The sequence below is a fragment of the Paraburkholderia silvatlantica genome (assembly GCF_003096715.1).
GTDB classification, from domain to species: domain Bacteria; phylum Pseudomonadota; class Gammaproteobacteria; order Burkholderiales; family Burkholderiaceae; genus Paraburkholderia; species Paraburkholderia silvatlantica.
This window is the reverse complement of record NZ_QEOL01000030.1, coordinates 24,895-51,492: the sequence shown is the minus strand read 5'-3', so window position 1 is coordinate 51,492 and position 26,598 is coordinate 24,895. Positions and strand designations below refer to the sequence as shown.

Genomic DNA, 26,598 nt, shown 5'->3' with positions numbered 1-26,598 from the left:
GTATACCTCAGAGATAGATGGCGGCGCCCGCGCCGACATTCGTCGCCGTGTCTTTCAACGTCTTGACGATGTACTTCACCTGGTCGGCATCGAGCTGGCTGTGCAGCGGCAGCGCGAGCGCGCGGTCGCCAATGCGCTCGGTGTCGGGCAGCACACCGCGCTTGCGTCCGATCGCGTCGCCTGCGCTCATGTAATGGAACTGCTCGTGCAGCGGTTGGCTGTAAGCAGCCGTCTCGATACCGCACGACTTCATATCGTCGATCATCTGCGCACGAGCGCTCTGCGTGAAACGCTTGCCAAGATGCACGACGTAGAGCATCCAGTGCACCTCCTCGACGTCTTCAGCCAGATACGGCGGCTTGATGCCCTCGAAGCTCTGCATCTGCTCGTGATACCAGGCCTCCACCTGCTTGCGCCGAGCAAGACGCTCGTCGAGCCCCGCCAGTTGCGCGAGCCCGAGCGCCGCGGTCAGCTCGCTCATGCCCGCCTGCAACGGCACCCGGGATCCGACCGAAACCGATTCGCGGTCCGCAACCCGCCGTTGACGCAGGTAGCGCAACTCGTGCGCGAGGCCTTCGTCATCCGTGACAAGCATCCCACCTTCGCCAGCACATAAAGCCGAAGGCGTCGAGAAGTCGAATAGCGACACATCGCCGAACGTGCCGACACTATGCCCCCTGTAGCGCGAACCGAGCGCCTCGGTGCTGTCCTCGATCAGCCGCAGGCCGTGTTCCCCGGCCAGCTCGCGCAGCGGCCCCCAGGCGGCCGGATGCCCGTTAGTGTTGCCAGCGAGGATCGCGCGCGTGCGCGCACTGATCTTCTGACGGACCTTCTCGACGTTCAGGCACCCGCTCCAGTAGTCGATGTCGGCGAATACCGGCGTGGCGCCCGCCAGCGTGATCGCCTGTGCGACCTGATGCCATGTATGCGATGCGCAGATCACCTCGTCGGTCTCACCGATACCCAGCCCGCGCAGCGCGATCCACGCCCCGAGGGTGCCGCTCGCGACCGCGATCGCGTGCGCCCGCCCACTCCAGCCGGCGAACGCGGTCTCGAACGATTCGAGCATCGGCCCGCTGCTCCAGCGCGACGATTGCAGCACGGCATTCACGAGTTCGATCTCGCGCGCCCCACACTCTGGCTCGCTCAACGCAATTTCATCGGTCTCCATCATTGGCCCCGCCTTCCGTGAAGATCAGCATTTCAGCCTCATCCGCCTGCCCTGTGACCGACACGCACATCCCGTCCAGCCTCGCGTAATAGACACGGCGCTCGCCAAACTGCAATGCGGGCGTCTCGTCTTGCATCTCGGATGCACTGATGCGCATGGTCCGCACGCCGGGAAAACGCTCCCGCCAACGTGCCGCCGCGTCCAGCAATGTGGGAGCCGTGCGAATCGCGTCGGCGATGGCTCGTACCTGTTCCTCGCTCAGACTCATGTCACTCCTCCGCGGCGGCAATCCGCCGCGCCTCCACGGTGATGGGCAGCGCGGTGTCGTCCGCCATCTCGGGCAATTCAAGCTGCCAGCCATTTCCAAGGGTCACGAGACCGCCCCACATACGGGGCGACGCCATCGCAACGATAGGTTCCTCCAGGTCCTTCTTCGGTACATAAGCGCTCAGCACGCCCTTGCTATCCTTACGGATCATGACTTTCACGACGGACACTCCAGGGTTCGTGGGGGGTTATGCTGCGTGAGCGGCGCAAGTTCCGAGCAGCGGCGCAAGCAACGGCGGCAGTGCGGCCATCAGGTAGTCGATGTCGCGCGCTGTGGTGGTTTCGCCGAGCGACAGCCGCACGGCTGCCAGCGCCTCGTCGCGCGGCACGCCCATCGCGGCGAGCACGTGCGAAGGCTCGCTGCCGCCCGAAGAGCAAGCCGCGCCGGACGACGCCGACACGCCCAGTTGTTCCATGCGCTGCAAGACCACGTCTGCGGGCAGAAGGCCAAATCTCAGATAGCTGGTGCCCGCGACACGCGGCGCGCATGCGGAGAACACATGCATGTCCGGCAACGCGCGTTGCAGTTCGCGTTCGAGGGTGTCGCGCAACTCTGCAACCCGGCTAGCCTCAGTTTCGATGTCGCCAAGCCGGTCAAGCGCTGCCGCAAACCCCACAATCGCAGGCAGGTTTTCCGTGCCGCCGCGCCGTCGCCGCTCCTGGCTGCCCTGCATTTGCGGCACCAGCGTGCTCCCCTGGCGCAGCAACAACGCGCCGATGCCCTTGGGCCCTCGAAGCTTGTGTGCGGAGAGCGAAACTGCGTCGGCACCGAACCGTGCGAAATCGAACGGCACCTTGCCGATGAACTGGGTCGCATCGACATGCAACCGGGCGCCGGCAGCATGCGCGAGTGCACGCACTTCGTCGACCGGCATGCGCACGCCCGTCTCGTTGTTCACTGCCATCAGCGACACGAGTGCGACGTCCGTGCCGATCAGCCGGGCCGCACTGTCCAGATCGAGTGTGCCGTCCGGGTTCACGCCGATGAAGTCCACTGGAACGCCTTGCGTCTCAAGCGCCCTCGCGAGTGCGAGATGGCCCGCATGCTCGACCGCGCTGAACACAATCCGCCTGCGTTCGCAGCCAGCGGCCGCATGCAGGCCGAGCACGGCCAGATGATTCGCTTCGGTAGCGCCGCTCGTGAAAATCACCTCGGCGGGCTTGCAGCCAAGTCGGCGAGACACCGTTGCGCGCGCGGCCGCGAGCGCCCGCTTCGCCTGCTGTCCACGCGGATGCTGCGAGGAAGCATTGCCCCAGACATCGGTCAGCACCGACAGCATGGCCTGCACAACACCCGGTGCGGGCGGCGTCGTTGCGTTGTGGTCGAGATAGATCATTGCAGACTCCAGGATTCGCCCTTCAAGGCCAGAACACGCGCGCGGCATCCACGCACAGGAGATCCAGCAGCATCGGCAGGTCCAGACTCGCGCACTGCTCCACCCAGCGACCCGCCACATGGTCGCGTGCATGCAGACGCCACATGTCATTCATGTCCCGCGCGAGCCACGCGATATCGATGACCCCACCGCGCGGCTCGACGTTGCGCGAGCAACACGGGCTCTCGACGCGATAACCATCCGGCTCGCGCACCACACGCGGCTGCACATAGCGATAGCGCAGCCGGCTGCGCAGCGCGCGCTCGATCTGGTGCAGCATGAAATCGGCTACCGGCGTCCCTGTGGCGCATCCTCCACCCGGCACGGACGCCTCTTTCCGGTTGCCCGGTTCACCGATGCTCACGGTCCGGTCCGGCCACATCGTCACGCACCCACCCCGTCTTCCGGCAGCAGACCGGCCGGCGCAGGCGCGATCTCGTCCTCGGTGCAACCGACCACCTGCCGGCCGAATTCCACCAGGTACACCGGCTCGCCGGTCTCCACCACCTGCCCCACATTGACGATTTCGCCCAACGCGCCTGCCGTCACGAGGCACTCGCCATCCTTGCGGCCGGGATAGCTGCCGTCGTTGGACAGATCGTCCAGCGCAACGACGCGCAACCCCCACGAATAAGCTGGCTGGAGCGGCTCGATGTTCATTGCGCACGACCCTCCGTTTCTTTGCCTGCCGATGTGCTGCTGGCGGCATCGCCTTCGTTCGCGGCTTCACCGGTGCCGATCGCACGCAGCCTGACGGCACGCTCGCCAAGCCGCGCCAGCACGTCGTCGGGCAGGTTGTCGAGCGTGCACAGTTCCTTCGCCCGCATGCCGACCCGGTGACCGGTCACGACGAAATCAACCGCATAGATATAGAACTGCTGAAGGAAGGTGTTGATACTGGTGACGTAACCGATATCGCCCTTGTTCACCAGCACCTCGCCGATATCCTTGCCGTTATACGTGCCGTCGTTGCGGATCACCGAGCGCGCGATCACCCGCTCGCCGAAGCTGAAGCGAGGGGGAAACGCAATCTCGATCGCGTCGTCATCGCGGTTGATGTCACCCATGTCCGGCTCCTTCGAACGGTCGGGCCGTGTCGTCCGGCGACGATACGGGTCTGGACGGCCACAGCCGCTCGCGCGCCATCGCACGAACTTCCGCGTCGGCATCGTCGAGCAAAGTTCTCAACACCCGTGGATCCGCGCGGCATGCCACCTCCCACCGCACGCGCCAGTCCGGGTCGTCGATCAACTGCACCAGCAACGACGCCGGCAGGCGCGCTGCAGCGACGCGGCGCACCTCGGCTTCCCCGTCGCCCGCTAGGCGCAACAAGGCGGGCATGTCGATGCGCTCGGCCACGCGGACTCTCACCACCCAGTCCGGATCACTCGCCATCAGCGGCAGCAGCGCGGCCGGCAAACGCCGGGCAACCCACTCGCGCACGCCGTAGTCCGGGTCCGTACGCAGGGTCGCGAGCGTGGCCGGGGCGAGCCGTTGCGCGACGCGAATCCGCACTTCGCGGTGCCGGTCATCTGCGAGTCTCACGAGGTGCGCTTGTGGTAATCGCAGCGCCAATTGCAGGCGCACGGTCTCGTCCGGATCGTCAATCATCGCGGGAAGCCTGAATACGTCCGCATGGCGCGCCGCGATCGCCCGCACTTCGAAGTACGGATGTTCAAGATGTGCATTGCCCAACTCCGGATGCCAGCGGAAGAAGCGGTCGATGCGGCGCGCGTATGCGTCCTGCACGCACGCATGGCCTGGCTCGCACCCGGCGGCGCCCGGCAGCGCGCGTAGCGCCGCATGCGCACACACAGAGCAGTCGACCTGACCACCCTGCCAGTGGAGAGAAGGAATGTCGCCCGCGGGCGCGCGAACGTGGTTCAGGGTGCTCATAACGGCAACCCCGCCCAGCCGCGCGCAGGATGCGCAGACGAGGAGAACGCGTCGTCCGCCTCGTCGTCGCCCTCGTGTCGGGCCAGCACGTGAGCGAGCAACGCACCGCCCAGCACGTCGTCGGGATCGAGCCAGCGCAGTTCGGCCAACCGGGCGCGGGCCGCCTGTCGCTCGCCGAGTCGCAGTTGCAGGTAGGCGAGACCCTTGAGCGTGAAGAGATAAAAGCGCACGGCCGCGTCGTAACGTACGGCATCCCCTGTCGGCGGGATGGCGCCAAAACCTGCCCCGAGCGCGCGACGCGCAACCGCCAGTGCTTCCTCTCCCGCACTGCACGCCTGCGCGAGCCGATGTCCGTAAAAATGAAAGCGGTACAGCGCGATCAGTGGCGCCGGGTGCCCAGGCGCGTCAGCACGCGCGCGCTCAAGCAGCGCCACCGCCTCGTCCGGGCGATCACGCAACTGGCCCGCGGCGTCGATCAGCGCGGCAGCCTGGGCTGGCAGACCACCGCCCAGGGTGCACCGGGCAAACGTCGCCAACGCGTCCGCAATATCGCCGGCACCACCATCGGGCGTCACACCCTGCTCGCGAACATCCATGCTGTCGCTCCGGCTTCAGGAAACAAGCGGCCGTCCGCCGCGACCTATCGCGCCGACGTCGATGCGTGCCACACCCGGCTCACTCGCCCCGGCACTGCTGCACGCGCACGGTGCCTGGTTCGGATTCGCAAACGTCAGCCCCGATTGTGTCGGCGTGTCAACGAAGTCGATCGTGACACCCTCGAGCAACAGGCGGCTCTCGGCCGGCAGGAACAGGCGCAGGCCGTTGACCTCCACCGCCTGCTCGCCTGGCTGCGGTTGCGCCTGTGCACTGAACTCGGCGTTGTAGCCCGAACAACCGCCCGGGCTCACGAGGAGGCGGACGCCGGCGCCAGCCGGCAACCCCGAGAAACGTACGATACGGCGCATGAACTTCTCGGCTGCGGGAGTAAGAATGAGATTGGGCAGCATGATGCGGTTTTTCTCCAGTTGGGTGAACGCGCCTTCCTGCGCTGCGCGGTATGCGCAGCGAGGCCCGCTCAGGCCTGGACGATGCAGCCGTCCACCGGGCACACGGCCACGCATTGCGGCGCGTCGAAGTGTCCTTCGCATTCCGTACATTTTTTTGGGTCGATCACGAAGATGCCACCCTTCTCGCTGATGGCAACGTTCGGACACTCCGGCTCGCACGCCGAGCAGCCGGTACAGGTCGAGGCAATGATTTTCAGGGCCATGGGGACACTCCTTGTAATGATGATCTTGTGACTCGCGCCGGGCGCGACGCCCGGCTTACCGCTCAGGCAGCCGCCCCCGCGGCAGCGCCTGTGAACGCGCCCTGCCGGATCGCTGCGTCACCGCGGTCCTCGTGCACGATCGAGCCACTCGCAATGCGGCCGCGATAGTCGTTGAACCACGCGAGTGCCGCCTTCTCGATGAACTCGCCGACGTATTGGTCCACCGGCTCAATGCCGGCCTGAGAAAGCTCATCGCGCGGACACGCGCCGATCTTCGCAACGAGCACCGCATGACAGTCGTTGATCGCGCGCACAACCGACGGCAACTGCTCGTCGTCGCCGTAGCCGCCCTGGCAGTACAGATCCACGCGGCGATGACCGACAAAAAGCGCCTGCCCCGCGCTCACCTCGAAAATCTGGAACTCGGTGACATGGCCGAAGTGCTCGTTGACACGCCCGCCGCCCTTCGTTGCGACCGCCACCAGTACCTTCAGGTCGTCGGCCACGTCGATCGCCCGGGCAGCGGCGAGCGCTTCCTGCTTCGCCGCATGCTGCGCTTCGCGTTCGGCCTCCACGCGATCCTGATATTCGCGGCGCCGGTCGAGGTCGTAGACCACTTCCATCTGCTCGATCCTGTCGAGCGTGAACTCTTCGCTGCGATCCTCACCGAGCAGGCCGACCGCGTCGGCACGACACTGGCGGCAGTGACGCATCAGGTTTGCGCCGCCCATGCAGGCATCCTGCACGGCCTTGAGTTCCTGCGCGCTTGGGCCACGCTGGCCGTTTAGCCCGAAGTACGTTCCGTGCTCTGCCTCGGAAATGAGCGGCATGATGTTGTGCAGGAAAGCGCCGCGCTTCTTTACTTCGCGATTGACCTCGATCAGATGTTCGTCGTTGATACCAGGAATCAGCACCGAATTGATCTTGGTGAGCACGCCTCGGGCAGTGAGCATCTCGAGTCCCTTCATCTGCCGCTCGTGCAGGATTCGGGCGGCCTCGTAGCCGGTCACGCGTTTGTGTTCCCAAAAGATCCACGGATAGATCTTCTCGCCGACCGCGGGATCGACCATGTTGATCGTGATCGTCACGTGGTCGATGTTGTATTTGCAGATCTCGTCGACCAGATCGGGCAACGCAAGCCCATTGGTCGACAGACATAGCTTGATGTCGGGCGCCTGCTCCTGGAGCATGCGGAACGTGTCGAAAGTTTTTTTCGGGTTCGCCAGTGAGTCGCCCGGACCCGCAACGCCCAGAACGGTCATTTGCGGAATCTCGCTTGCCACTGCGACTACCTTTTTCACGGCCTGCTCAGGGGTAAGCTTCTGTGAAACCACACCCGGACGCGACTCGTTCGAGCAGTCGTACTTACGATTGCAGTAGTTGCACTGAATATTGCAGGCGGGCGCGACGGCCACATGCATACGCGCGTAGTGGTGATGCGCCTCTTCCGAATAGCACGGGTGGTTCTTGACCTTCTCCCACACGTCAGGCGGCATGTCGTCGGGACCACCCGACGAGCCACAGCTCGCCTTGCCGTCGCCGCCGTGAGTACCGCAGCCGCCACCGGCTGCGGGTCCTTCGATCGTCGCGCCAAGGGGCTTGATCTGCCCGATGCCGACATAGGCGGCAGCGGGCAGCAGGCTTGCGTTCGCGCTATCTTGCATGGAACTCTCCTCGCAACCGACAGTGGCCACGTGCAAGGCTTAAAGCCAGATCCATGCCAAACGGAAAGTGTCCGCCTCAACAGCGGTTTGACGGCCTTCCTGTATATTTTGTCGGCGATGCACAGGGTTCAAATCCAACAAGAACCGCTTCGTCTGTCGCTGTTCCGACAAAGCTCACATCGAGCATCGCTGCGGTGGTCAGCGTGCCGTCGCCAGCAAGCTTCGCAGGTTGCGACAACTCGCGCGCACGCTGCGCGGAACCTGTCGTCGAAAAGGAATCGGTGCACCGGGTGAAGCATGTCAGATTACCGGTGCCTTCGATCTCATCGCGCAAGAGCGCCCGGCATCCATGCCTCGGGCGGTAAGCCGGCTAGAAGCGGCGAACCTCGATGCCGTACTTGTGCAGTGCGTAGCCGATCTGCCGAGGCGTGATCCGCAGCAGCCGCGCCGCCTTCGCCTGGACCCAGCCGCAGCGCTCCATCGCCCAGATGAGCCGCTCGCGCTCGCCTTCTGGCTTGTGCTCCCCGTCGTCGGCCAGCGGATTGCCGTCTGAGGCGCCATCCGAAAGTTCGTCATCGGCCGGCTCGCCGGGCATCGAGAACGGCGTGACACTTTCATCGGAAGCCGGGTGGTTGTGCCCGCCATGCGATGCAGGAATCTCGCGGATCGGAATGTCGGAAAGACGTACGGGATGAACCGCGTCCTCACGTTCGAGGTGATGCAGCACGCGAGTCAGACACCGGTCCTCCTGGCACAGAAAGGCAAGGCGGTCGATGACCTCGTGATGTGTCATCGTCGCGGTACGCTCAACGCAGTTTTCCAGTTCCCGAACGTTGCCGGGCCAGTAACAACCGGTCAGCACGCGCATCGCATCGGGACTGAAGCGCAGCGCGCGGCCATTGTCGCGATTGAACCGATCCAGGAAATACTGCGCCATTGCCGGAATGTCCTCGCGCCGCTCACGCAACGGCGGCAACTGGATGCTGACCACGTTGATCCGGTAATACAGGTCGGCCCGGAACTCTCCCTCCTTCACCATCCGCTCGAGGTTTCGATTGGTCGCGAGAATCAGTCGTACGTCGACCTTCACGGGCGTTGCGCCGCCCACCCGCTCGAATTCCCGCTCCTGCAACACGCGCAGCAGCTTCGCCTGAAACGACGGCGAAATGTCCCCGATCTCGTCAAGGAACAGCGTGCCGCCGTGCGCCAGTTCGAACCGGCCTTTGCGCTGCCCCTGGGCGCCTGTGAAGGCACCCTTTTCATGTCCGAAGAGTTCGCTCTCGAGCAGCGATTCTGTTAGCGCCGCGCAATTCACCGAGACGAACGCGTGCTCGCTGCGCGGCGAGTGCCGATGAATCGATCGGGCAATCACTTCCTTGCCTGTGCCGCTTTCGCCTCGCAGCAGCACCGTGGTTCGCGCCGGGGCCACCTGGTGAACCTGAGCGAAGATCTCCTGCATGGGCTCGGACACCCCCACTACCTGATCAAGCGCCTGAAACGGCTTGATCGTCTTCTGCATGCGACGCGCCTCTTCCTGCATCCGGTCGTGCGCGGCGCTCACGCTGCGATGAAGCTGCAGCGCCTGGCCCATCAACGTCGACACGATCTTCATCAGGTGCAGGTCGCCAGCAAACCTGCGCATGCCGCCCGGATTGTCGCAAAACACGGCAAGAACCCCGAGCGTGTTCCGTTCCTGCCGGATTGGCGTTGCGAGCAGCGCGACGTGAGCGTTGGCGTCGCCCCCGGCGCTGCCGGTCCGGTCGAGAAATGCGGGTTCGTCGCGCACATCCGGCACGATCACGGGCATGCCGCTCCTGTAGACGCGCCCGACGATCCCCTCTCCCGGCAGAAACTGGACCCGCCGGTGCTCGTCGCCCGACAGGCCGGCGCTGCAAAGTCCATGCAGTTGCCCGTCGGACTGCGCCAGTACGACAAACGCACGCGTCCAGTCGAGAGCGTGCAACAGATATTGCAACGACATCCGGAACGTCTGTGCGACATCCAGCGACGAAACGAGTGTCTTGCTGACTTCGTAGACCGCGTCGAGCTCACGACGGGCCTCGCTCGCACCTGACTTCTGCATGAATCCCTCCGCTCGTGCGATGGCCCGATCGCGGCACCACTGCGCAACAACAGCATGAAAGACGATAAAGCAAGAATCAGCCCACGCCGGACAAACATTCGTCTGAGTTTGCGCTCGTGGCGACAAAGCCTACAAACGCAACAAGTCCGCTCCGCCGTGCAGCACAGGTTACGTACAAAAAAAACAACTGTCGCCCGAAAGGAACGATACAGCCGAAAAAAAAGCCATGGCACAGATGTTGCAAATTGTCGGCCGTCTCTCATGCGTCGCCGAGGAGCCCGCCATGCCGGATGTCGCACGCGATCAGGAACGCCGTATCCAGCCCGTCTACCTGGACTACGCCGCCACCACGCCGGTGGACCCGCGCGTCGCGCGGCGCATGCTGCCCTATATGACCCAGATCTTCGGTAACGCGGCAAGCCGCTCGCACGCTTACGGCTGGGCCGCTGAGGAAGCCGTGGAACTGGCGCGCGAGCAGGTGGCGAGCCTCGTGAACGCCGACCCTCGCGAAATCGTCTGGACTTCAGGCGCCACCGAATCGAACAATCTCGCGCTCAAGGGTGCCGCGCGCTTCTACCGCTCGCGCGGCAACCGCCTGGTGACGGTCGCGACCGAGCACAAGGCCGTGCTCGACACGATGCGCGAACTCGAGCGTGATGGCTTCGAGGTCGTCGTGCTGCCGGTACAACCGGACGGCCTTGTCGATCCGGCCGTGTTCGAGGCTGCGCTGACGCCAGGCACCGTGCTCGCATCGGTGATGCTCGTGAACAACGAAACCGGTGTCGTGCAGGACATCGCGGCGCTCGGGGCGCTGTGCCGCGAGCGCGGCGTGCTGTTACACGTCGATGCCGCCCAGGCGGCCGGCAAGGTGCCGATCGACCTCGACGCGCTGCCGGTCGACCTGATGTCGTTCTCGGCACACAAGCTCTACGGACCGAAGGGCATCGGCGCTCTCTACGTACGGCGCCGGCCTCGCGTGCGGATCGAGGCGCAGATGCATGGGGGCGGTCACGAGCGCGGCATGCGCCCGGGCACGCTGCCGACACACCAGATCGTCGGCATGGGTGAGGCGTTCTGGCTTGCGCGCGAGTGCATGCATGCGGACAACAAACGGATCCGCTCGCTGCGCGAGCGCCTATGGACCGGACTCCAGACCATCGAGGCCGTCACCCTGAACGGCGACCTCGCCCGGGGCGCGCCACACTACCTGAATGTGAGCTTCCAGTATGTCGAAGGCGAATCGCTGCTGATGGGCATGAAGGACGTCGCCGTGTCGTCTGGTTCCGCCTGCACGTCTGCCAGCCTTGAACCAAGCTACGTGCTGCGCGCGATGGGCCGCGACGATGCGCTCGCACACGGGTCGCTGCGTTTCTCCCTCGGTCGTTTCACAACCGGGGAGGAAATCGACCTCACGATTGCCCAGGTGACCCAGGTAGTCAACCGGCTGCGCAACATGAGCCCGCTGTGGGACATGGCGCAGGCCGGCATCCATCTTCATTCCATCCAGTGGGCCGAGCACTAACACCCCGGCCTTTTCATTTCACTCTGGTAGTCCAGCGGAGCATGTCATGGCTTACAGCGACAAGGTTCTCGACCACTACGAAAATCCCCGCAATGTCGGCTCATTCGGGAAAGACGACGATGCGGTCGGCACCGGGATGGTCGGGGCTCCGGCGTGCGGTGACGTCATGAAGCTCCAGATCCGCGTGAACCGGGACGGTGTAATCGAGGACGCGAAGTTCAAGACGTACGGTTGCGGTTCGGCCATCGCATCGAGTTCGCTCGTGACCGAATGGGTCAAGGGCAAGACGCTCGATGAAGCGATGTCGATCAGGAATACCCAGATTGCAGAGGAACTCGCGTTACCGCCCGTGAAGATCCATTGCTCGATCCTCGCAGAGGACGCCATCAAGGCCGCGGTCGCGGACTTCCGATCGCGCCAGCGCGCAGCGGATTCGCACGACGCCGACCTCACCACGGAACAGCCGGCCTGCGCGTCCGGCGCAAACTGAACGCGCTCACCCGAACGAGGATAAGCACGATGGAATCGCTTCAACATACGGGCGTCGCCGCCCAGAATCCGGCGCCGGCATTTCTGGAGTTCACCCCAGGGGCCGCCGCCAAGGTCGCATCGCTGATCGAGGAAGAAGGCAACCCGCTGCTCAAGCTCAGGCTCTATGTCTCGGGCGGCGGGTGCTCCGGCTTCCAGTACGGTTTCTCGTTCGACGACCAGATTGCCGAAGACGACATGCAAATCGTCACCGACGGCGTCACGCTGCTGGTCGATGCGATGAGCCAGCAGTACCTGCTCGGCGCGCGAGTCGACTACGAAGACGGCCTCGAAGGCTCGCGCTTCGTCATCCAGAACCCCAACGCCCAGAGTACCTGCGGCTGCGGCAGCTCGTTTTCCGTGTGAGGCGGCAGATCATGACCATCTTACTCACCCCCGCTGCGGCTCGGCACGTCGAGAAGTCCCTGCAAAAGCGCGGCAGCGGCGTCGGACTCCGCGTCGCCGTCAAGACAAGCGGGTGCTCTGGCTTCGCCTATGCGCTCGAGTTCGTCGATGCGCCCGCCGCGGAGGACCAATGCTTCGAAGCCCATGGCGTGATGATCGTTGTGGATCCGCGCAGTCTGCCTATGCTCGACGGCACCGAACTCGACTTTGTACGCGAAGGACTCAACGAGGGATTCAAATTTCACAACCCGAACGCGACCGCCAGCTGTGGATGCGGGGAAAGTTTCGCTGTCTGAACCACCAACCGGACATCCTGATCATGGCCCTGCTACAGATCGCGGAACCCGGCCGCGCCGCCGCCCCCCACCAGCACCGGCTCGCGGCCGGAATCGACCTTGGCACGACCAACTCGCTCGTGGCCACCGTACAGAGCGCTGCGGCCCGGGTGCTGGTGGATGCCGTGGGCGAAACCCTGTTGCCGTCCGTCGTGCGTTACCTTGCGTCGGGCGAAGTACAAGCGGGGCGCGACGCGCAGATACACCAGGCCGACGATCCTGCAAACACGATCGTATCGGTAAAACGCTTCATGGGGCGACGCCTTGCAGATCTGCCCAATGCCGACACCCTGCCGTACCGGTTTATCGATCATCCCGGCATGGTGAGCCTTGAGACCGCTGCGGGTGAGCGCTCCCCAGTGGAAGTGTCGGCAGAAATCCTGCGCACCCTGCGTGTTCGGGCCGAAGCCTCACTCGGTGGGGAACTCGCGGGCGTGGTCATTACCGTACCGGCATACTTCGACGATGCGCAACGCCAGGCGACAAAGGACGCCGCAAGGCTATCCGGACTGACAGTGCTGCGGTTGATGAACGAGCCAACCGCGGCGGCGGTGGCCTACGGCCTGGACCGCGCGGCCGAGGGCACTTTCGCGGTCTACGACCTGGGAGGTGGCACCTTCGACATTTCGGTCCTGCGCCTCTCGAAGGGTGTGTTTGAAGTCCTCGCAACGGGCGGCGATTCAGCTCTCGGGGGCGACGACTTTGATCAGGCGATCGCGCAATGGCTATGTGAGGCACACGGTGTCGCCAGTCTCGCATCGCTCGCGCCGCATGAACAACGCAGCCTGCTGATGGCCGCACGCGCTGCGAAAGAGGCGCTTTCGCAATCGGAAACGGTCGGTGTCGCAATGACACTGGCGGATGGCACGGTCTGGCAACGCACCCTGTCCCGCGCGGCATTCGCTGCACTCTGCCAACCGCTGATCGATCGCACGATTGCCGCGACCCGTCGTGCGCTACGCGATGCGAAACTGCGGACGACCGATATTGCCGGTGTGGTCCTCGTCGGCGGATCGACCCGCATGCCGCTCGCACGCGAAGCGGTGCGCGAATTCTTCGGGCGAGATCCACTCGCCGACATCGATCCCGACCAGGTCGTCGCGCTTGGCGCGGCCAAACAGGCCGACGTGCTGGTCGGCAACGGCAACGGCGAAGGATGGCTGCTGCTCGACGTGTGCCCGCTATCGCTCGGCCTCGAAACCATGGGCGGCCTCGTCGAGAAGATCATTGCGCGCAACTCCACGTTACCCGTGGCGCGAGCACAGGAATTCACGACGTTCAAGGACGGACAGACCGCGATGTCGATTCATGTCGTGCAGGGTGAACGTGAAGCCGTGTCGGGCTGCCGCTCCCTCGCGCGGTTCGAATTGCGCGGCATTCCGCCCGCGGTCGCCGGTGCCGCACGTATTCGCGTCACGTTCCAGATCGATGCCGACGGGCTGCTTGCCGTTACCGCCCGCGAGCAGACGACGGGGATTCAAGCGCAGGTCGAAGTCAAACCGTCGTACGGTCTCACCGACGCGCAGGTGGCTGACATGCTGAAAGAGGCGATTGAAACTTCGCTCGATGACATGCAACTGCGTACATTGCGCGAAGCGCAGGTCGACGCACGGCGTCTGCTGGATGCGACCGGAGCCGCACTCGCGAGCGATGCTGCACTGCTATCGGCCGAAGAACTGGCCACCGTCCGGCAGGCCACCTTCCGTGTTGCCGATGCACTCGAAACCGGGGCACCCCTCGAGCCGCTCAAAATGGCGGCCGCCGACCTGTCCCGGGCCACTGAGGAATTTGCTGCGCGCCGCATGAACGCATCGATCCGAAACGCGCTAGCTGGCCGTGAACTCGACAGCCTTGCCTGAAGGACGAACAACACCATGCCTCGTGTACAGGTACTTCCCCACCCCGAACTGTGCCCCGATGGACAGGTCGTCGAAGCCAGGCGCGGCACGTCGCTGTGCGAAAACCTGCTGCGCTCGGGTATCGCGCTCGAACATGCCTGTGAAATGGTGGCGGCCTGCGCGACCTGCCACGTGTACATACGCGAAGGCGGCACATCGCTCGCGCCGCCGGAGGACGACGAAAGCGACCAGCTCGACCATGCATGGGGACTCCAGGCGCAGTCGCGCCTTGCCTGCTGTGTGAAATTGCGAGACATCGATCTGGTCATCGAACTGCCAAGACATACGCGCAACCTCGCGCGCGAGCACTGACGTTTCCGGCTCGCGAGCATTCATCCTGCAGCGGTCATCCGGTATCCACCGATATCGGGCTCCCCTGGCCTCTCCCTCTCTGTCCATGACCGTCAGTTACGCGCGGCAGACCCAGCGCTGCCCGTAACAGCCGAACACTACCGCGCATGTTCGAAACAGGACATTTACGACACGGACAACGGGCAGCCCACCCCTTCGGAAACGACACGCGCCGCCGGAAATCATACGGTTAAAGCTGGTTTTCGCCGTGATATTGCCTGGCACAGCCCTTGCAATCCAAGTCTGCAACAACCAGAGAGGTCACCGATGTCCAACCCGATCATCAATGACACCACGCTGCGCGACGGCGAGCAGACAGCCGGCGTCGCATTCACGATTGCAGAGAAGTGCGCAATCGCCACAGCGCTATCACGCGCGGGAGTACCCGAACTCGAAATCGGCATCCCTGCCATGGGCGAAGATGAAATCGCCTGCATCAAGGCAATTGTCGACCTGAACCTTCATGCGGGCATGATGGTCTGGGGACGGCTCACCGACAACGACCTTGCCGCCGCCCTGCGCTGCAATCCGGACATCGTCCATCTGTCGATTCCGGTTTCGGACATTCACCTTCAGCACAAGCTGCGGCAACCGCGCAGCTGGGTGCTCGGGCAGGTCACGCGCGTGATCACCGACGCGGCGAAAAGCGGCCGCAAGGTCTCGCTCGGGATGGAAGACGCCTCCCGTGCCGATCCGGCATTCCTGGCTGTGGTCGCACAGCATGCCCAGCAATGTGGCGCGCAACGGATTCGCTTTGCCGACACGCTGGGCGTGCTGGACCCGTTCTCCACCTACGAAGCTATCGCACGGCTGCGCGGTGTGGTCGATCTCGAGATCGAGATACATGCGCACGACGATCTCGGACTGGCCACGGCCAACACACTTGCCGCCCTGCGCGCGGGTGCCACGCACGCCAATACGACCGTCAACGGCCTCGGTGAGCGGGCTGGCAATGCCGCCCTCGAAGAAGTCGTCATGGGCACGCGTCACCTGCTCGGCCGCGACACCGGAGTCGACACCACGGCGCTGCTGGGCATCTCACGCCTGGTTGAACAGGCATCTGGCCGCACCGTCTCACTCAACAAGAGCATCGTTGGTGGAGGTGTTTTCACACACGAATCGGGCATTCACGCCGACGGTATCGCCAAGCACCCGACGACCTACGAAGGATTCGATCCCGCCGAACTCGGCCGGCAGCGCTCAGTAGTACTCGGCAAGCACTCCGGTTCCCAGAGTGTGCGCCAGGCCTACGATGCGCTCGGCCTGCGCATCGCCGAGCGGCTCGTCCCAATGCTGCTCAACCGCATCCGCCATTTCGCGATCCAGTACAAGCAAGCGCCGAGCGAGAGCGATCTGTACCGATTCCTGGCCGAAGCAAACGGCGCGCTGGAGAAAGTGTCATGAGCGATCTTCGAAGCGCCATGCCTGACGCGGCATCGTCCGCACCGCAGTCTGCACTGGACGCATCGAAGCGTTCGTGGTGGACGCTGCTGCGGGGGGATCTTCGCTGCGTGCACGAACGTGATCCCGCTGCACGAAGCCAACTGGAAGTATGGACGATCTATCCGGGCATACACGCGATCACGGCGTACCGTATCGGCCACGCGCTGTGGCGTCGCGGCTGGCGCTATGCGCCGCGCTGGCTTTCGTATGTCGCGCGCATGTTCACTCACATCGACATTCATCCGGGTGCGGTGATCGGCGAGCGTTTCTTCATCGATCACGGCGCGGGCGTCGTAATCGGTGAAACCGCAGAAATCGGCAACGATGTCACGCTCTATCACGGGGTCACGCTCGGCGGCACGAGCTGGCATCCGGGCAAGCGGCATCCGACGCTCGGGGACCACGTCGTCGTCGGCGCGGGAGCGAAGATACTTGGTCCCATTGTGGTCGGGCACCACGCCCGCATCGCAGCCAACTCCGTCGTCATCGACCCGGTGCCCGAGGGTGTCACCGTGGTCGGCATACCAGGGCGCATCGTCGCACGAGCCGCGAGGCCTGCTCCCTATGGTTTCGACCTGAACCACCATCTGATACCCGACCCGGTCGGCAAGGCGCTCGCCTGTCTGCTCGAGCGCGTGGCACATCTTGAGCAGACAGCGCATACCGGCCCGGGCGCGGCAGCCAGCCAGTGCGGATGCTGCGACGAGTCCTGTGCGCAGACCACGCGCTTTCCGTCATCGTCCGCTTCGTACATTGGGGAGTAGCCAACATGCAAGGATTCATCAAGCAGTTGGAGAGCCTCTCGTCCGCCGAGGATTTTCTCCAGTTTTTCCGCATTAGCTTCGACCAGAAAGTGGTGAACGTGAGCCGCCTGCACATTCTCAAGCGCTTCTTCCAGTACATCCGTCAACAGGATGCGCTGCCGCAGGACAACGAGGCGGCGGTGTTTGCGCTCTATCACGGCCTGCTGTTAAAGGCGTACAACGATTTCGTCATCTCCACGCCGGCCGAGGAAAAAGTGTTCAAGGTCTTTCAGGACGTGAACGGAAGGCAGCACGTCTCCCTCGACAACCTGCGCGCGTCGTTACCGGCCCGCGACGCCGCCTGATCTGGAGCCGCCATGCACATCGTCGTCTGCATCAAGCAGGTTCCGGATTCAGCGCAAATCCGCGTTCATCCTGTCACCAACACCATCATGCGCCAGGGCGTGCCGGCAATCGTCAACCCGTACGACCTGTTCTCGCTGGAGGAAGCGCTGCGGCTGAAGGACTGCTTCGGCGGCAAGGTCACGATGCTCTGCATGGGACCGCCGCAGGCCGAAGATGCGCTGCGCAAGTGCATCAGTTACGGCGCTGACGACGCGGTGCTCGTCACCGACCGCGCGTTCGCCGGCGCCGACACACTCGCGACCTCCTACGCGCTTGCCGCCGCGATCCGGCAGATCGCAAAAGAGCAGGCCGTGGACATCGTGTTCACCGGCAAGCAGACCATCGACGGCGACACTGCGCAGGTCGGTCCCGGCATCGCGAAACGCATGGGGCTGCAACTGCTCACCTACGTGTCGCGGATCGTCGAGCCTGATTTTGATGCGCGCACGATCGTCGTCGAGCGCCGCGCTGAAGGCGGTGTGCAGGTGCTGAAAACCGCACTGCCGTGCCTTGTAACGATGCTCGAGAACACCAACGAGCTGCGTTTCGCATCACTGCCCTCAATGATCCATGCAGCGGGTTTTCCGGTGCGCAAATGGAACCGCGAACAGGCCGGCATCGAGGACATCAGCAAGATCGGGCTGAAAGGCTCGCCGACCGTGGTCAGCAAGGTATTCGGCCCGACGCCTCGCAGCGAGAAAGCCGAAATGCTCGAACTCGATACCTCAAGCCTGCGCGACGTGTCGCTGAATCTGCTGCAAAAGATCTTTACCCGCCATCCGACGCTGGAAGCAGATCTGTTGATGAAGGAAACCCCATGAACTCGCCCGCCGTCCCCAACAACAAACAACCGGCTGCACCCGCCAAGCGCGCCGGCGGCCGCAACCTCGAACTGCCCGAACACCTGAAATCCTACAAAGGTGTCTGGGTCTTCCTGGAGCACGATCGCGGCCACGTGCACAGCGTATCGTGGGAACTGCTCGGTGAGGCGCGCAAGCTCGCCGACAAGCTTGGCGGCAACGTGGCGGTCGCCGTGCTGGGCGGCCCCGACGAGCCGCTTGAGCGGTTCGCTGCCGAGGCGTTCGGCTTCGGTGCCGACAAGGCCTACGTGATGCACGACCCGGCACTGTTCGGCTATCGCAACGAGCCGTTCACGAAGGGGCTCACCGATCTCGTGAACAGGTATCAGCCCGAGATCCTGCTGCTCGGCGCAACCTCGATGGGGCGCGACCTCGCGGGCTCGGTCGCCACGACGCTCGCCACCGGCCTCACTGCAGACTGCACAGAGCTGAACATCGACCCGGCATCACGCGCGCTCGCAGCCACGCGGCCGACCTTCGGAGGCTCGCTGCTGTGCACGATCATGACGCTCGCCTATCGACCGCAGATGGCCACGGTACGTCCACGTGTGATGGCAATGCCGATCGCGCAGGCCGATCGCAGCGGCGAAATCGTGCAGGAGACGCTCGGCATGGTCGAAACGGATATCGTCACGAAGCTGCTCGACTTCATCGCGGACGCTAACAGCAACCGGATCAACCTGCCCTACGCCGATGTAATCGTCAGCGGCGGCAAGGGCTTGAAGAATCCGGAGAACTTTCGTCTGGTGTTCGAGCTAGCTCGCGTGCTGGGCGGCGAAGTTGGCGCTACGCGTCCATGCGTGCAGGCGGGCTGGGTCGATGCCGAGCGCCAGGTCGGCCAGACTGGCAAGACCGTTCGGCCGAAGCTCTACATTGCGGCCGGCATATCCGGCGCAATCCAGCACCGCGTCGGCATGGAAAGCTCGGACGTGATCGTCGCGATCAACACTGATGCGAACGCGCCGATCTTCGATTTTGCGCACTACGGCATCGTCGGCAATGCGCTACAGGTGCTGCCGGCGCTCACGCAGGCGTTCGCGGATCACCTGGCGCTGCGCGGCAAACAGGCCGCGTGAGGAGAACATGATGAAGAAACCCTCGCAGTTCGATGCAATCGTCGTCGGCGCCGGGCCGTCCGGTAACGCCGCAGCTTACGTGATGGCCAGGGCTGGCCTGAAAGTGCTCCAGATTGAACGCGGCGAGTATCCAGGCAGCAAGAACGTGCAAGGTGCGATCCTTTACGCGAAAGCGCTTGAAGAAATCATTCCCGACTTTCGGGACGATGCTCCGCTCGAGCGCCACATCATCGAGCAGCGCATGTGGATGCTCGATGACACGTCGTTCGTGGGCACACACATTCGTAGCGATGACTACAACAAGCCGCCATACAACCGCTACACGATCATCCGTGCCCAGTTCGACAAGTGGTTCTCGGCCAAGGTACGTGAAGCCGGCGCACTACTGATCTGCGAGACGACGGTCAACCATCTGATCATGGACGGCGACCAGGTGGTCGGCGTGCAATGCGATCGCGAGCAGGGCGACGTCTACGCAGACGTGGTGATCCTCGCAGACGGCGTGAACTCCACGCTTGCACGCAAGGCCGGATTCCACGGCGAAATCCAGGCCCACAACGTCGCGCTGGCCGTGAAGGAGATTCTCTTCATGCCCGAAGAGACGATCCGCCAGCGTTTCAATATTGGAGAAGAAGAAGGCGTCGTGATCGAAATGGTCGGCCGGATCACCGACGGGATGATGGGAACGGGATTCCTCTACACGAACAAGGAGTCGCTGACCATCGGCGTCGGCTGCATGCTGAGCGACTTCAAGAGGAATCCGAACCGGACGAGTCCCTACGTACTGCTCGAACAGATGAAACGCCACCCTTGCATCGCACCGCTGATTGCCGGCGGGGAAATGAAAGAGTATTGCGCGCATCTGATACCCGAGGGCGGCTTCCATGCCATCCCGCAGGTATACGGCAACGGCTGGATGATCGTGGGCGACTCGGGCGGCTTCGTCAACGCCGCACATCGCGAGGGCTCCAATCTCGCGATGACGACCGGGCGACTCGCCGCCGAAACGGTGATCGACGCGAAAGCGGCCGGACGAGGCTACCGTGCAAACGCACTTTCGCCGTACAAGGCCGCGCTGGATGACAGCTTCGTGATGAAGGATCTGCACAAGTACCGCGACATGCCTGGCATTCTGCACCGCAATCCGCAGTTCTTCACAACCTACCCGGACCTCGTGGCGAACGCCGCCCGGACAATGATCACCGTCGACGGCGTCGACAAAACGACCAAGAAGCAGGAGGTCATCGCGAGCTTTCGCAAAGGTCGCTCGCTCACCGGCCTCATGGGCGACGCATACAAACTTTGGAGGGCATTTCGATGAGCACCGTCGCTGTCAACGTCGAGGAAAAACTGTTCCAGAACCGCTACCGTGTGGACGCGGGGCGGCCGCATATCCGCATCAGGAACGCGGATGTCTGTACCAGCGAGTGCGGCGCGAAAAGCTGCACCTTTGTGTGCCCGGCATCGTGCTACAAGGCTGAAGGCAACGGCTCTGTCACGCTGATCACGGATGGGTGCCTCGAATGCGGCAGTTGCCGCATCCTGTGCGCGGAGCACAACAACATCGAATGGGAATACCCGCGCGGCGGGCACGGCATCCTGTTCAAATTTGGCTAAGGGAACGGCAATGAGCAAACCGCAACGACATGTCTTCGTTTGCACCCAGAACCGGCCTGCACAGCATCCACGCGGCTCCTGTGGAGGTGGCAAGGGCTCGGTCGCCCTTATTCAGGCTTTCTGGGCCGAGCAGCAAAAGCGCAACGCGTACGAAACGGTCGCGATCACGTATTCCGGTTGCCTCGGCCCCTGCGACCAGGGGGCCAACGTGGTCGTCTATCCGGAAGCGGTGCTCTATCGCAGCGTGACACCCGACGACGTGGCGGAGATCTTCACGTCGCATCTCGAAGGCGGCACGCCAGTCGCACGTCTCATCGCACCGGAGGCTGTGTGGTGAACCTGTTCACTGGTGTCGAGTCCACTGAACTGTTCGGTGGCGAAGTCCCGCCTGCCGTGCAACGTCTCGTTGACGAGGCGCGCGGCATGGCACCCGAGCGAGCGGGCGCCGCGCTATGGACGGCAGTGCTCACGTTTCCGAATTGCCTGCCTCCGTACTATCTGCTCTACAAGTTCCACGCGAGCCGGGGCGAACTGGAACCAGCGAACGAGGTCGCCCGAAAAGGCCTCGCCGTCGCTGCGGCGCAGGCGTCAATCGATCGTGACTGGCGCGCGGTTCAGCCCGCAGACGCCGATTTCTCCATGCCTGGGCCAGCCCGCTTCTGGCTCTTTACGCTCAAGGCGCTGGCGTTCATCAGCGTGCGACGCGACGAGCGCGAGGAGGCCCGCCAACTGGTCGAGAAGCTCCGGGTACTCGATCCGGCCGACCGGCTCGGGTTCGGCGTCGTGGAGGGATTGCTCACACAATCCGGGTCCCGGTAACCGCGTAGCTTTCCGCTCGTCGTGCCCCCCAACGCAACCCGGCCACCATGCAAGCCATCAGCCATCCGCCAACGTCCGGCGTCGCCGCTGTCGATCGGGCGCTATGCGTGCTGTCCGCACTGGCAAACGGTAACGGCAGCCTGTCGCTCAAAGAGATCGCGAACAACACAGGCCTGCATAAGAGCACGATACTGCGTCTGATCGCCTCTCTCATCCACGCGCACGCCGTAGCGCAGCAACCCGATGGGCGTTACGTCCTGGGGCCTGCGGTTGCAAGGTTCCATGCAGCTTATATGCGGTCGTTTTCCCTTTCACACTGGACCGTCGCCGCGCTGCACGAACTGGTCAGAACAACCGGGGAGAGCGCCGCGTTTTACGTCCGCCAGGGTGAATTCAGGCTATGTCTTCATCGAATCGCCTCGCCGCACGCGGTCAGGGACAGCATTGAAACGGGAGACCTGCTCCCCCTGGACCGGGGCGCGGCAGGCCGGGTATTGCAGGCCTACATGCACACTGGCGACCCCGCGCTCGGAGAGCAGATCCGGAATGAACAGGTGCTTCTGCTCGCCGGGGACCGCTCACCCGAACTCGCGGGCATCGCAGCACCGGTATTTGGTCCCCTTGAAGACGTGCTGGGCGCAATTACCCTGATCGTTCCGTTACAGCGGGTACAACGCTCATGGATAGCGCCTGTGCGGGAAAGCGCCCGGGCGCTAAGCCGGCAGTTGGGCGGACAGTTCCCACTGGCGGGGTCGCCGAACACCGACGAAAGCACGGCAGCTCCACTCTCATCGTTCGATCCGGATTAGAACCTGCCGGCGATCCCCGGTCGGGTGCCGGTACCCCTCGGGAGCCCGCGCGGGCAGTGCCTGACGAAGGCATGCAGCTTCGTGTGAACAAGCCGGATTTTCCGCAACTGCGTCGACGAATCGACTCATCTGTCACGCACGTGCCGCAGTCTTCGCTCCGGGTGCCCTGCTCCATGGCCTTTCTCGCCGCACTGCGTTCAAGTAGTTAATCGTGTTGATAGTTCGGTTGCCTTGAAAACCCCGACAAACCCAATGCCACGCGCGCCCCTCACGAACGGCAATTGACTCGCTGCGAAGATGTGCTATCCCATCAGGACGCATCGCAACAATTGCGGTGTGCAGCTGTCGTCTTCAGGAGAATGGTGATGAAGAATTTCTCTCCGCAATCCTGCCCGTCCCGTTCCGAATACCTGACAGGGACCATTTCGGCTGCCCTGCTCGTGCTCGCACTGGCGCCTCATTGCACACAGGCTGCCGTCTTTCCGCAACCGACACCTCATACGCAACAGGCATACGATCCGGCCGCGGATTTCACATCCCGGTGGACACGCGCGGACGCGCGACAAATCGCCGCCCAGTCGCTGCCCGAACTTGTCGTCGGCCAGAACACGCTTCCGCCTCAACTCACGATGCCGACCATTCCGGCGAATTTCCCCGACACGAACGCCAATGTGTGGGTCTGGGACACGTGGCCGCTTGCCGATGTCCGGGCGGTACAGCTGAGCTACAAGGGCTGGGACGTCATCTTCTGCCTGACTGCGGATCGAAACGGCGGTTATTCTTTTGACGACCGGCACGTGCACGCCCGCATCGGCTTCTTCTACCGCAAGACCGGCATACCGGCGTCGCAACGCCCCGCGAACGGCGGATGGATCTATGGTGGCCACCTGTTCCCTGATGGGGCCAGTATCAAGGTTTTCCCACCGTCGACCCCGATCACGGAGAATGCCGAATGGTCCGGTTCGGCGCGGCTCACCAGCGGCAGCAACGTCAGCCTCTACTATACGGCGATGGCGTTCGACAAGACGTCGCCCAATGGGTCGGACATCACGCCACCGGTGGCCATCATCACGCGCGCCGACGGCCACATCCACGCCGACGCGACACACGTCTGGTTCGACGGATTCACGGACCACGAGGCACTGTTGCAGCCCGACGGAGTCTTTTATCAGAACGGCCAGCAGAACAACTTCTATAACTTCCGCGATCCGTTCGTGTTTGTCGATCCCGCCCACCCGGGCAGCACCTACATGGTGTTCGAAGGCAATACTGCCGGTCCGCGCGGCGCACCCACCTGTACCGCAGCCGACCTCGGTTACGTCAGCGGAGACCCGGCAGCCGAATCGGTAAGCAGCGTCAATGCGTCGGGCGCGGTATTCCAGAAGGCGAACGTTGGCCTCGCGATTGCGACCAATCCCCAGCTTACGCAATGGAAGTTCCTGCCGCCGATCCTCTCCGCCAACTGCGTGAACGACCAGACCGAGCGGCCGCAAATCTACCTTGCCAACGGGAAGTACTACCTGTTCACGATCAGTCATCGCTCGACCTATGCCGTTGGCGTGGACGGACCCGACGGCGTGTACGGGTTTGTCGGCAATGGCATCCGCAGTGACTTCCTCCCACTGAACGGTGGCAGTGGCCTTGCGCTCGGAAATCCCACTGACCTGGACCAGCCGGTCGGCGCACCGTTTGCCCTCGCGCCAACCCAGAACCCCAACACGTTCCAGTCATACTCGCACTATGTGATGCCCGGCGGCCTTGTCGAGTCGTTCATCGACGCGATCGGCACGCGTCGGGGCGGATCACTGGCGCCCACCGTGAGGATCAACATTGGGGCAACGTCGACAGCGATTGATCTGACATACGGCACGGGCGGTCTCGGCGGCTACGGCGACATCTCGGCCAATCAGCCGGCGCTCGGCGCTGGTCATTGATCATGGCCGCACGGACCATCGGGCGCGCAGGACGGCAGCATGCGGGCAGCAGTCTGCACGTGGTGTTGCCGTCGTGCGGCGGCACGGTACAACTCCGCACGGGCTGCGCGGGCAACGCAACGATGATCAGCCGCATTGCGCAACGGATCACGAATTGCGGGCCTGCGTATCTCGCAGTGGCGGACGGTATCGAACGGGCTATCATCGAGGCTTTTTCAAGGCGGGAAGCCGCTCCTGCCTCAGCGGATCCTCGCCGGTTTTCTCGCAATGCATGTGAATTTGACGTGCATGAAGCAGGATGCGCAGTCCGCCTGAACCAGCCTTGAACATGACAAACAACAAACCAGACGCAACGCCTGGAAGCCGCCAGAGCGACCCCGGCCGCGTCGCGATGCTCGAGGACACCGTTTGACAGTGCGACCCGCTTGTGGGCCCTCGCGATCACGGAGTACCAGCGGGGCGGGTTCAAGCCGCATCGCGCGACGGCCGGCATGGCGCGCAATCGGCCTTGGCGCGCGCAGGCTCCCCGGCGCTTGATCAGCGCCGGCAAGCACGCATGCTATCCTCCAAGCCATTCCCCGCTTTTCCGCTCGCCACGCATGTCGCTCCACGTCGATCACGCCGCACTCGCCAATACCACGTTTCGCAGCACCGCTCACCAGGAATGGGCCGCGAAACTCGAGCTCGGCTTCGAGCGCCAGGGCGCGCGCACCGCGCTCACGCATCGCCTGCACGTGGGGCCGTTGCGCGTGCAACGGCCGCTCTACCCCGAAGGCGACGCGATCTGTCACGCGGTGATCGTCCATCCGCCAGCAGGCATCGCAGGCGGCGACCGGCTCGACATCGACGTGAACGTGGGCGACGGTGCTCACGCCGTGCTCACCACACCGGGCGCGACCAAGTGGTACAAGTCGAACGGCCGCGTGGCGCGCCAGCGCATCAACGTGCGCGTGGGCGCGGGCGCGAAGCTCGACTGGCTGCCGCAGAACAACCTCGTGTTCGACCACGCCCACGCCGAACTCGAATTCGCGCTCACGCTCGGCGCGGGGGCCACCGCCATCGGCTGGGACGCCGCGCAACTGGGCCGCCAGGCCGCGGGCGAGCGCTGGTCGGCGGGCATGGTGCGAGCGCTCACGCGCGTGACGCGGGCTGCGTCCGAGGGCGAAGGCGACGATCAACTGCTCTGGCTCGAGCGCGCCCTCATCGACGCCAACGACCCGCTGCGCGATGCGCCGCAAGGCCTTGCGGGCTACCCCGCTTTCGGCGTGCTGTGGGCGATCGGCCCCGCGTGCAACGAGGCGCTCGCGCAGGACCTCGCCGCCATCCTGCCTTTCGACGACGCGCTGCGCTCCGGCGCGACCTGCATCGCGCCAGGCGTGGTGCTCGTGCGCGTGGTCGGGCGTTCGATGGAACCGCTGCAGAATACGCTCACGCAATGCTGGACGGCGCTACGGCCGTTCGTGCATGGTGTGAAGGCCGCGCCGCTGCGCTTGTGGACGACCTGAAGGTACATTGCACGCACCGTATCGGTGCGATACGCACCCTTCTCGCACGATAACGAAACAAAGAAACACCAATGAGATGCGCTAATGCATCGGTATTGGTGCATCCACGCTGTCCCCTTCATTGGCACATACCTTGCTCGGAGCTTGCATCGATTCGTGCGCGCCGCGCGCGAGGCCGCAAGCTGCCCGTAACCTCGCTCCCTTAAGCTGGGTCGACAACTTGCCCCAACCGACCAGAACGATGAAGCTCACGCCACGCGAGAAAGACAAGCTCCTGATCTTCACCGCCGCGCTGCTCGCCGAAAGGCGCCGCGCCCGCGGCCTCAAGCTCAACTACCCGGAGGCGGTCGCCTTCATCAGCGCGGCGCTGATGGAAGCGGCCCGCGACGGCAAGACCGTCGCCGAGGTCATGCATTACGGCACGACGCTCCTCACACGCGACGACGTGATGGAAGGCGTGCCCGAGATGATCCCCGACATCCAGGTCGAAGCGACCTTCCCCGACGGCACCAAGCTCGTCACCGTTCACCATCCGATCCCCTGAGTCGGGAGGAACCAGCC

The 26,598-nt window shown here is 63.9% G+C and carries 33 protein-coding genes; 19 read left to right on the top strand and 14 right to left on the bottom strand.

Annotation, left to right across the window (positions count from 1 at the left end):
* Positions 1-7 precede the first annotated feature (7 nt).
* From C7411_RS31255 to nifA, 14 genes are all read right to left on the bottom strand, one after another.
* Positions 8-1,171: a DegT/DnrJ/EryC1/StrS family aminotransferase gene (locus C7411_RS31255; RefSeq protein ID WP_110387928.1), complete on the bottom strand. Its 1,164-nt coding sequence runs from the start codon at positions 1,169-1,171 to the stop codon at positions 8-10.
* Positions 1,158-1,439 (bottom strand): hypothetical protein, encoded by a 282-nt coding sequence (locus C7411_RS31250; RefSeq protein ID WP_110387927.1) that lies wholly within the window; start codon positions 1,437-1,439, stop codon positions 1,158-1,160. Before C7411_RS31250 ends, C7411_RS31255 begins: the two co-directional genes overlap by 14 nt.
* 1 nt (position 1,440) lies before the next feature.
* Entirely contained in the window at positions 1,441-1,659 is a 219-nt protein-coding gene (gene nifT, locus C7411_RS31245; RefSeq protein WP_042270809.1) for a putative nitrogen fixation protein NifT, read from the bottom strand.
* A 27-nt stretch (positions 1,660-1,686) separates the two neighbouring features.
* Positions 1,687-2,835, bottom strand: coding sequence for a cysteine desulfurase family protein (locus C7411_RS31240; protein ID WP_110387926.1), 1,149 nt, complete (start codon positions 2,833-2,835; stop codon positions 1,687-1,689).
* 22 nt (positions 2,836-2,857) lie between these two features.
* A complete protein-coding gene (locus C7411_RS31235) occupies positions 2,858-3,238 on the bottom strand; it encodes a DUF3024 domain-containing protein (RefSeq protein ID WP_373682715.1) in 381 nt (126 codons plus the stop codon).
* 20 nt (positions 3,239-3,258) lie between these two features.
* Positions 3,259-3,534: a nitrogen fixation protein NifZ gene (locus tag C7411_RS31230; RefSeq protein WP_110387924.1), complete on the bottom strand. Its 276-nt coding sequence runs from the start codon at positions 3,532-3,534 to the stop codon at positions 3,259-3,261.
* Positions 3,531-3,941: a nitrogen fixation protein NifZ gene (locus tag C7411_RS31225; protein WP_110387923.1), complete on the bottom strand. Its 411-nt coding sequence runs from the start codon at positions 3,939-3,941 to the stop codon at positions 3,531-3,533. Before C7411_RS31225 ends, C7411_RS31230 begins: the two co-directional genes overlap by 4 nt.
* Positions 3,934-4,770, bottom strand: coding sequence for a 4Fe4S-binding leucine-rich repeat protein (locus tag C7411_RS31220; protein ID WP_110387922.1), 837 nt, complete (start codon positions 4,768-4,770; stop codon positions 3,934-3,936). The genes C7411_RS31225 and C7411_RS31220 overlap by 8 nt, the downstream gene beginning before the upstream one ends.
* Positions 4,767-5,366, bottom strand: a complete 600-nt coding sequence (locus C7411_RS31215; RefSeq protein ID WP_110387921.1) for a hypothetical protein — start codon at positions 5,364-5,366, stop codon at positions 4,767-4,769. The genes C7411_RS31220 and C7411_RS31215 overlap by 4 nt, the downstream gene beginning before the upstream one ends.
* Before the next feature lie 15 nt (positions 5,367-5,381).
* Entirely contained in the window at positions 5,382-5,777 is a 396-nt protein-coding gene (locus C7411_RS31210) for a HesB/IscA family protein (RefSeq protein WP_110387920.1), read from the bottom strand.
* A 68-nt stretch (positions 5,778-5,845) separates the two neighbouring features.
* The gene (locus tag C7411_RS31205) at positions 5,846-6,040 is read right to left on the bottom strand and encodes a 4Fe-4S binding protein (protein ID WP_084069398.1); all 195 of its coding nucleotides are present in this window, start codon (positions 6,038-6,040) and stop codon (positions 5,846-5,848) included.
* Between the two features lie 62 nt (positions 6,041-6,102).
* Positions 6,103-7,704 (bottom strand): nitrogenase cofactor biosynthesis protein NifB, encoded by a 1,602-nt coding sequence (nifB, locus tag C7411_RS31200; RefSeq protein ID WP_110387919.1) that lies wholly within the window; start codon positions 7,702-7,704, stop codon positions 6,103-6,105.
* 76 nt (positions 7,705-7,780) lie between these two features.
* Entirely contained in the window at positions 7,781-8,038 is a 258-nt protein-coding gene (locus C7411_RS37175) for a hypothetical protein (RefSeq protein ID WP_133253728.1), read from the bottom strand.
* Positions 8,039-8,074: 36 nt separating this feature from the next.
* Positions 8,075-9,787: a nif-specific transcriptional activator NifA gene (gene nifA / locus C7411_RS31195; RefSeq protein WP_110387918.1), complete on the bottom strand. Its 1,713-nt coding sequence runs from the start codon at positions 9,785-9,787 to the stop codon at positions 8,075-8,077.
* 283 nt (positions 9,788-10,070) lie between these two features.
* Between nifA and C7411_RS31190 the strand changes: the two genes are divergently transcribed.
* From C7411_RS31190 to ureA, 19 genes are all read left to right on the top strand, one after another.
* A complete protein-coding gene (locus tag C7411_RS31190; RefSeq protein WP_110387980.1) occupies positions 10,071-11,309 on the top strand; it encodes an IscS subfamily cysteine desulfurase in 1,239 nt (412 codons plus the stop codon).
* A 46-nt stretch (positions 11,310-11,355) separates the two neighbouring features.
* Positions 11,356-11,799: a Fe-S cluster assembly scaffold IscU gene (gene iscU / locus C7411_RS31185; RefSeq protein ID WP_042270700.1), complete on the top strand. Its 444-nt coding sequence runs from the start codon at positions 11,356-11,358 to the stop codon at positions 11,797-11,799.
* Between the two features lie 29 nt (positions 11,800-11,828).
* A complete protein-coding gene (gene erpA, locus C7411_RS31180; protein ID WP_042270698.1) occupies positions 11,829-12,203 on the top strand; it encodes an iron-sulfur cluster insertion protein ErpA in 375 nt (124 codons plus the stop codon).
* A gap of 11 nt (positions 12,204-12,214) precedes the next feature.
* Positions 12,215-12,538, top strand: coding sequence for an iron-sulfur cluster assembly protein IscA (gene iscA, locus C7411_RS31175; RefSeq protein WP_110387917.1), 324 nt, complete (start codon positions 12,215-12,217; stop codon positions 12,536-12,538).
* Between the two features lie 23 nt (positions 12,539-12,561).
* Positions 12,562-14,436 carry a Fe-S protein assembly chaperone HscA gene (gene hscA, locus C7411_RS31170; RefSeq protein WP_110387916.1) on the top strand — a complete coding sequence of 625 codons (1,875 nt, stop codon included), beginning with the start codon at positions 12,562-12,564 and terminating at the stop codon, positions 14,434-14,436.
* Positions 14,437-14,451: 15 nt separating this feature from the next.
* On the top strand, positions 14,452-14,787 hold the full coding sequence (gene fdx, locus C7411_RS31165) for an ISC system 2Fe-2S type ferredoxin (RefSeq protein WP_042270694.1): 336 nt from the start codon (positions 14,452-14,454) through the stop codon (positions 14,785-14,787).
* Between the two features lie 306 nt (positions 14,788-15,093).
* On the top strand, positions 15,094-16,230 hold the full coding sequence (nifV, locus tag C7411_RS31160; protein ID WP_110387915.1) for a homocitrate synthase: 1,137 nt from the start codon (positions 15,094-15,096) through the stop codon (positions 16,228-16,230).
* A 17-nt stretch (positions 16,231-16,247) separates the two neighbouring features.
* Positions 16,248-17,033 carry a serine O-acetyltransferase gene (cysE, locus tag C7411_RS31155; protein ID WP_110387979.1) on the top strand — a complete coding sequence of 262 codons (786 nt, stop codon included), beginning with the start codon at positions 16,248-16,250 and terminating at the stop codon, positions 17,031-17,033.
* A 5-nt stretch (positions 17,034-17,038) separates the two neighbouring features.
* The gene (gene nifW / locus C7411_RS31150) at positions 17,039-17,377 is read left to right on the top strand and encodes a nitrogenase stabilizing/protective protein NifW (RefSeq protein ID WP_042270691.1); all 339 of its coding nucleotides are present in this window, start codon (positions 17,039-17,041) and stop codon (positions 17,375-17,377) included.
* Positions 17,378-17,389: 12 nt separating this feature from the next.
* The gene (locus C7411_RS31145) at positions 17,390-18,238 is read left to right on the top strand and encodes an electron transfer flavoprotein subunit beta/FixA family protein (protein ID WP_042270689.1); all 849 of its coding nucleotides are present in this window, start codon (positions 17,390-17,392) and stop codon (positions 18,236-18,238) included.
* Positions 18,235-19,353 carry an electron transfer flavoprotein subunit alpha/FixB family protein gene (locus tag C7411_RS31140; protein ID WP_110387914.1) on the top strand — a complete coding sequence of 373 codons (1,119 nt, stop codon included), beginning with the start codon at positions 18,235-18,237 and terminating at the stop codon, positions 19,351-19,353. Before C7411_RS31145 ends, C7411_RS31140 begins: the two co-directional genes overlap by 4 nt.
* 10 nt (positions 19,354-19,363) lie before the next feature.
* Positions 19,364-20,674, top strand: a complete 1,311-nt coding sequence (locus tag C7411_RS31135) for an FAD-dependent monooxygenase (protein ID WP_110387913.1) — start codon at positions 19,364-19,366, stop codon at positions 20,672-20,674.
* A complete protein-coding gene (locus C7411_RS31130) occupies positions 20,671-20,970 on the top strand; it encodes a ferredoxin family protein (RefSeq protein ID WP_042270682.1) in 300 nt (99 codons plus the stop codon). Before C7411_RS31135 ends, C7411_RS31130 begins: the two co-directional genes overlap by 4 nt.
* A gap of 10 nt (positions 20,971-20,980) precedes the next feature.
* On the top strand, positions 20,981-21,307 hold the full coding sequence (locus tag C7411_RS31125; RefSeq protein WP_042270679.1) for a (2Fe-2S) ferredoxin domain-containing protein: 327 nt from the start codon (positions 20,981-20,983) through the stop codon (positions 21,305-21,307).
* Positions 21,304-21,789: a hypothetical protein gene (locus C7411_RS31120; RefSeq protein WP_110387978.1), complete on the top strand. Its 486-nt coding sequence runs from the start codon at positions 21,304-21,306 to the stop codon at positions 21,787-21,789. Before C7411_RS31125 ends, C7411_RS31120 begins: the two co-directional genes overlap by 4 nt.
* A 47-nt stretch (positions 21,790-21,836) precedes the next feature.
* Positions 21,837-22,598: an IclR family transcriptional regulator gene (locus C7411_RS31115; RefSeq protein WP_110387912.1), complete on the top strand. Its 762-nt coding sequence runs from the start codon at positions 21,837-21,839 to the stop codon at positions 22,596-22,598.
* 365 nt (positions 22,599-22,963) lie between these two features.
* Complete coding sequence (locus C7411_RS31110) at positions 22,964-24,532, top strand: glycoside hydrolase family 68 protein (protein ID WP_165822928.1); 1,569 nt, start codon at positions 22,964-22,966, stop codon at positions 24,530-24,532.
* Positions 24,533-25,131: 599 nt separating this feature from the next.
* A complete protein-coding gene (locus C7411_RS31105) occupies positions 25,132-26,037 on the top strand; it encodes an urease accessory protein UreD (RefSeq protein WP_110387977.1) in 906 nt (301 codons plus the stop codon).
* A 241-nt stretch (positions 26,038-26,278) separates the two neighbouring features.
* Entirely contained in the window at positions 26,279-26,581 is a 303-nt protein-coding gene (ureA, locus tag C7411_RS31100; protein WP_017773123.1) for an urease subunit gamma, read from the top strand.
* The last annotated feature ends 17 nt before the right edge of the window (positions 26,582-26,598 follow it).